Origin of the sequence: Mesorhizobium sp. M7A.F.Ca.US.005.03.2.1 (genome assembly GCF_003997795.1) — a bacterium.
Classification (GTDB): domain Bacteria; phylum Pseudomonadota; class Alphaproteobacteria; order Rhizobiales; family Rhizobiaceae; genus Mesorhizobium; species Mesorhizobium ciceri.
Window position 1 is genome coordinate 1 of sequence record NZ_RZRP01000386.1, and the last position, 5,828, is coordinate 5,828.

General features: G+C 62.4%; 5 protein-coding genes. All 5 read left to right on the forward strand.

Going from position 1 to position 5,828, the window contains the following annotated elements; genetic code table 11:
- Positions 1–1,069: ADP-forming succinate--CoA ligase subunit beta (gene sucC / locus EN991_RS20680; protein WP_127369425.1), on the forward strand; the 1,069-nt coding region annotated here is incomplete at its 5' end.
- Positions 1,070–1,073: 4 nt separating this feature from the next.
- Positions 1,074–1,445: a cupin domain-containing protein gene (locus tag EN991_RS20685; protein ID WP_013528848.1), complete on the forward strand. Its 372-nt coding sequence runs from the start codon at positions 1,074–1,076 to the stop codon at positions 1,443–1,445.
- A 41-nt stretch (positions 1,446–1,486) separates the two neighbouring features.
- On the forward strand, positions 1,487–2,389 hold the full coding sequence (sucD, locus tag EN991_RS20690; RefSeq protein WP_013528849.1) for a succinate--CoA ligase subunit alpha: 903 nt from the start codon (positions 1,487–1,489) through the stop codon (positions 2,387–2,389).
- A gap of 128 nt (positions 2,390–2,517) precedes the next feature.
- A complete protein-coding gene (locus EN991_RS20695) occupies positions 2,518–5,505 on the forward strand; it encodes a 2-oxoglutarate dehydrogenase E1 component (RefSeq protein ID WP_027163286.1) in 2,988 nt (995 codons plus the stop codon).
- 47 nt (positions 5,506–5,552) lie between these two features.
- A partial coding sequence (locus tag EN991_RS20700; RefSeq protein ID WP_348630502.1) for a biotin/lipoyl-containing protein occupies positions 5,553–5,828 on the forward strand: 276 nt, incomplete at its 3' end.

Genomic DNA, 5,828 nt, shown 5'->3' on the forward strand with positions numbered 1-5,828 from the left:
CTATGTGGTGAAGAGCCAGATCCATGCCGGCGGCCGCGGCAAGGGCAAATTCACCGAGCTCGGCCCGGACGCCAAGGGCGGCGTGCGGCTGGCGAAATCGGTGGCCGATGTCGTCGCCAACGCCAACGAGATGCTGGGCAACACTCTGGTGACCAAGCAGACCGGCCCGGCCGGCAAGCAGGTCAACCGCCTCTATATCGAAGACGGCGCCGACATCGAACGCGAGCTCTATCTGTCGATCCTGGTCGACCGTTCGGTCGGCCGCATTGCCTTCGTCGTCTCGACCGAGGGCGGCATGGACATCGAGGCGGTCGCGCATGACACGCCGGAAAAGATCATCACCGTCGCCATCGACCCGGAAAAAGGTGTCACTTCAGCCGACCTGAAGGCGCTCAACGGCGCGCTCAAGCTCGACGGCGATGCGGCCAAGGACGGCGATACGCTGTTCCCGATCCTCTACAAGGCCTTCGTCGAGAAGGACATGAGCCTGCTCGAGGTCAATCCGCTGATCGTCATGAAGAACGGCCGGCTGCGCGTGCTCGACGCAAAAGTGTCGTTCGACAACAACGCGCTGTTCCGTCACCCCGACGTGCTCGAACTGCGCGACACCACCGAAGAGGACGAGAAGGAAATCGAGGCGTCGAAATACGACCTCGCCTATGTCGCGCTCGACGGCAATATCGGCTGCATGGTCAACGGCGCCGGCCTTGCCATGGCGACGATGGACATCATCAAGCTCTATGGCGCCGAACCCGCCAACTTCCTCGATGTCGGCGGCGGTGCGTCCAAGGAAAAAGTGACGGCGGCGTTCAAGATCATCACCAGGGATCCGGCGGTCAAGGGCATCCTGATCAACATCTTCGGCGGCATCATGAAGTGCGACATCATTGCCGAGGGCGTCATTGCCGCGGTCAAGGAAGTCGGCCTGGAAGTGCCGCTGGTGGTGCGCCTGGAAGGCACCAATGCCGAGCTGGGCAAGAAGATCATCAACGACAGCGGCCTGAACGTGGTGTCGGCCGACGATCTCGACGATGCAGCCAAGAAGATCGTGGCGGCGGTGAAGGGCTGATCTGGTGCCTCCGCATAAGATAAACCTGGTCGAGGCTGCGGATCAAAAGATCAAGAAGGTCTTCGATCCGCATATCGCCGGCGACGTCAACGACAGCCAGGCGAAGGTCGCCAAGTTCGGCGAGGTCTTCGATTGGCACGCGCATGACAATGAGGACGAAGCCTTCCTCGTGCTGCGTGGGCGTATTGCCATCGATTTCCGCGACGGCCCGGTCGAACTCGGCGAGGGCGATTTCATCGTCGTGCCGCGCGGCGTCGAACACCGGCCGCGCTCGCTCACCGTTGAGCCCGTGGTGCTGATGTTCGAGCCGGCAACGACGCTCAACACCGGCAACGCCAAGAGCGACCTCACCGTCGCCGACTTGAAGCGGCTCTGACCATGTTTTCCTCGATCAACGGTTTTTAGAAAAGGGCTCCCATGTCCATCCTCGTCGACAAGAACACCAAGGTGCTGGTGCAGGGCCTGACCGGCAAGACCGGCACGTTCCACACCGAACAGGCGCTGGCCTATCACGGCACGAAAATGGTCGGCGGCATCCATCCCAAGAAGGGTGGCGAGACGTGGACCGGCGCGAAGGGCGAAAGCCTGCCGATCTTCGCCACCGTCGCCGAGGGCAAGGAAAAGACCGGTGCCAATGCGTCCGTCGTCTATGTGCCGCCGGCAGGCGCCGCCGAAGCCATCCTCGAAGCGATCGAGGCCGAGATCCCGCTGATCATCTGCATCACCGAAGGCATACCGGTGATGGACATGATCAGGGTCAAGGCCAGGCTCGACCGTTCGACCTCGCGGCTGATCGGCCCGAACTGCCCGGGCGTGCTGACGCCCAACGAATGCAAGATCGGCATCATGCCCGGAAACATCTTCCGCAAGGGCTCGGTCGGCGTTGTTTCGCGGTCGGGAACGCTTACTTATGAGGCAGTGTTCCAGACCACCAATGTCGGCCTCGGCCAGACCACCGCCGTCGGCATTGGCGGCGACCCCGTCAAAGGCACCGAGTTCATCGACATGCTCGAGATGTTCCTCGCCGACGAGGAGACCAAGTCGATCATCATGATCGGCGAGATCGGCGGTTCGGCCGAGGAAGACGCCGCGCAGTTCCTCAAGGACGAAGCCAAGCGTGGCCGCAAGAAGCCGATGGCCGGCTTCATCGCCGGGCGCACGGCGCCGGCCGGCCGCACCATGGGCCACGCCGGCGCGGTCATCTCCGGCGGCAAGGGCGGCGCCGAAGACAAGATCGCGGCGATGGAATCGGCCGGGATAAAAGTTTCGCCGTCGCCGGCAAGGCTGGGCACGACCTTGGTCGAAGCGATCAAAGGGTAAGGGAATAGGGGAGTAAGGGAGTAGGGCAGTAGGGAAAATAGCAGCGGCAAAAAGCCCTGCTCCCCTATTCCCTTATTCCCCTACTCCCCTCCAAAAACAGGAGACGGAGCCGGGCTCCGCGGACAAAAATGGCAAGACAAGATCAGGCCAACGACCAATTTTCTCTCACCTCTTTCCTCTATGGCGGCAATGCCGATTACATCGACGCGCTTTACGCCGCCTATGAGGACGATCCAGCCTCGGTCAATCCCGAATGGCAGGAGTTCTTCGCCGGGCTGAAAGACGATTCCGGCGATGTGCGCAGGAACGCCAAGGGCGCCTCCTGGGCCAAGCCCTCCTGGCCGCTGCAGGCCAATGGCGAACTGGTGTCGGCGCTCGACGGCAATTGGGGCATCGTCGAGAAGACGATCGAAAAGAAGGTCAAGGACAAGGCGGTCACCAATGGCGTCGTCCTGTCCGACGCCGACGTGCACCAGGCGACGCGCGATTCGGTGCGCGCCATCATGATGATCCGCGCCTACCGCATGCGCGGCCATCTGCACGCCAATCTCGATCCGCTCGGCATCGCCAAGCCGCTCGAGGACTACAACGAGCTGTCGCCGGAAAACTACGGCTTCACCGAAGCCGATTACGACCGGCCGATCTTCCTCGACAATGTGCTGGGGCTTGAATTCGGCAGCATCCGGCAGATGCTGGAAATCCTGACCCGCACCTATTGCTCCACGCTCGGCGTCGAGTTCATGCATATTTCCGACCCTGAGGAAAAGGCCTGGATCCAGGCGCGCATCGAGGGTGCCGACAAGGAGATCACCTTCACCGCCGCCGGCAAGAAGGCGATCCTGCAGAAGCTGGTCGAGGCTGAAGGCTTCGAGCAGTTCATCGACGTCAAGTACAAGGGCACCAAGCGCTTCGGCCTCGATGGCAGTGAGGCGCTGATCCCGGCGCTGGAGCAGATCGTCAAGCGCGGCGGCCAGCTCGGCATGAAGGAAATCGTGCTCGGCATGGCGCATCGCGGCCGGCTGAACGTGCTCTCCCAGGTCATGGCCAAGCCCCACCGCGCCATCTTCCACGAGTTCAAGGGCGGCTCTGCGGCACCCGATGAGGTCGAAGGCTCGGGCGACGTCAAGTACCATCTAGGCGCCTCGTCGGACCGCGAATTCGACGGCAACAAGGTGCATCTGTCCTTGACCGCCAACCCCTCGCATCTGGAAATCGTCGATCCGGTGGTGATGGGCAAGGCGCGCGCCAAGCAGGATTATCTGTTCGGCCGCAGCCGCGAGGAAATCGTGCCGCTGGAAGAGCGCGCCAAGGTGCTGCCGCTCTTGCTGCATGGCGATGCCGCCTTCGCCGGTCAGGGCGTGATCGCCGAGATCCTCGGCCTGTCCGGCCTGCGCGGCCACCGCGTCGCCGGCACGCTGCATTTCATCATCAACAACCAGATTGGTTTCACCACCAACCCGCGCTTTTCGCGCTCCTCGCCCTATCCGTCCGACGTCGCCAAGATGATCGAAGCACCGATCTTCCACGTCAATGGCGACGACCCGGAAGCCGTGGTGCACGCCACCAAGGTGGCGATCGAGTTTCGCATGAAGTTTTTCAAGCCTGTTGTGGTCGATATGTTCTGCTATCGCCGCTTCGGCCACAATGAGGGCGACGAACCGGCCTTCACCCAGCCGATCATGTACCGCAACATCCGCAACCACAAGACGACGGTGCAGATCTATGGCGACCGGCTGATCGCCGAGGGTCACCTCACCCAGGCCGAGCTCGACCAGTTGAAAGCCGACTGGCGGGCGCATCTGGAATCCGAATGGGAAGTCGGCCAGCACTACAAGCCCAACAAGGCTGACTGGCTCGACGGCGCCTGGTCGGGCCTGCGCACTGCCGACAACCAGGACGAACAGCGGCGCGGCAAGACCGCCGTGCCGGTCAAGACACTGAAGGAAATCGGCAGGAAGCTGACCGAGGTGCCGAAGGATTTCGAGGCGCACAAGACGATCATCCGTTTCCTCGAAAACCGCCGCCAGGCGATCGAGTCCGGCGAAGGCATCGACTGGTCGACGGCCGAGGCGCTGGCCTTTGGCGCGATCCTGCTCGACGGCAATCCGATCCGCCTGTCGGGGCAGGATTCCGAACGCGGCACCTTCTCGCAGCGCCATTCCGTGCTCTACGACCAGCGCGACGAGACCCGCTACATCCCGCTCAACAATCTGTCGGCGGCTCAGGCCGGCTATGAAGTCATCAACTCGATGCTGTCGGAAGAGGCGGTTCTGGGCTTCGAATATGGCTATAGCCTGGCCGAGCCCAAGGCGCTGACCTTGTGGGAAGCGCAGTTCGGCGACTTCGCCAACGGCGCCCAGGTGGTGTTCGACCAGTTCATCTCGTCAGGCGAACGCAAGTGGCTCAGAATGTCGGGCCTCGTCTGCCTGTTGCCGCATGGCTATGAAGGCCAGGGTCCGGAACATTCCTCGGCCCGGCTCGAACGCTTCCTGCAGCTTTGCGCCGAAGACAACATGCAAGTCGCCAACTGCACCACGCCGGCCAACTACTTCCACATATTGCGCCGGCAGCTGAAGCGCGACTTCCGCAAGCCGCTGATTCTGATGACGCCGAAGTCGCTGCTGCGCCACAAGCGGGCGGTGTCGACGCTGCCGGAAATTTCGGGCGAAAGCTCGTTCCACCGGTTGCTGTGGGACGATGCGCAGCTGCTTTCCGGACAAGCGATCAAGCTGGTCAAGGATTCCAAGATCCGCCGCGTCGTGCTGTGTTCGGGCAAGGTCTATTACGACCTCTATGAGGAGCGCGAAAAGCGCGGCATCAACGACATCTATCTGCTGCGCGTCGAGCAGCTTTACCCGTTCCCGGCCAAGGCGCTGATCACCGAACTGTCGCGGTTCCGCAATGCCGAGATGGTGTGGTGCCAGGAGGAGCCCAAGAACATGGGCGCCTGGTCGTTCATCGACCCGTATCTGGAATGGGTGCTGGCGCATATCGACGCCAAGCATCAGCGGGTGCGCTACACCGGCCGTCCGGCCGCCGCTTCGCCGGCGACCGGACTGATGTCGAAGCATCTCGCCCAACTCGCCGCCTTGCTCGAAGACGCGCTTGGTGAATAGAGAAGATCTGGGCGAACAACAGAACCGAAAGAAAACGGACAGGCACAATGGCTACCGAAATCCGCGTTCCCACTCTCGGCGAATCCGTCACTGAAGCGACCGTCGGCAAATGGTTCAAGAAGGTTGGCGATACAATCGCCGCCGATGAACCGCTGGTCGAGCTCGAGACCGACAAGGTGACGGTGGAGGTGCCTGCCGCCGCCGCCGGCACGCTGGGTGAGATCACCGTCAAGGAAGGCGAGACGGTCGGTGTCGGCGCGCTGCTGGGGTCGATTTCGGCAGGCGGCGGCAGGCACCTCCACCGTCACCTTGTCGGTCTCGAG

Bases quoted from the DNA above. Each gene is read 5' to 3' on its own strand.
- EN991_RS20695 (WP_027163286.1), top strand. From the start codon at position 2,518: ATGGCAAGACAAGATCAGGCCAACGACCAATTTTCTCTCACCTCTTTC.
- sucD (WP_013528849.1), top strand. From the start codon at position 1,487: ATGTCCATCCTCGTCGACAAGAACACCAAGGTGCTGGTGCAGGGCCTG.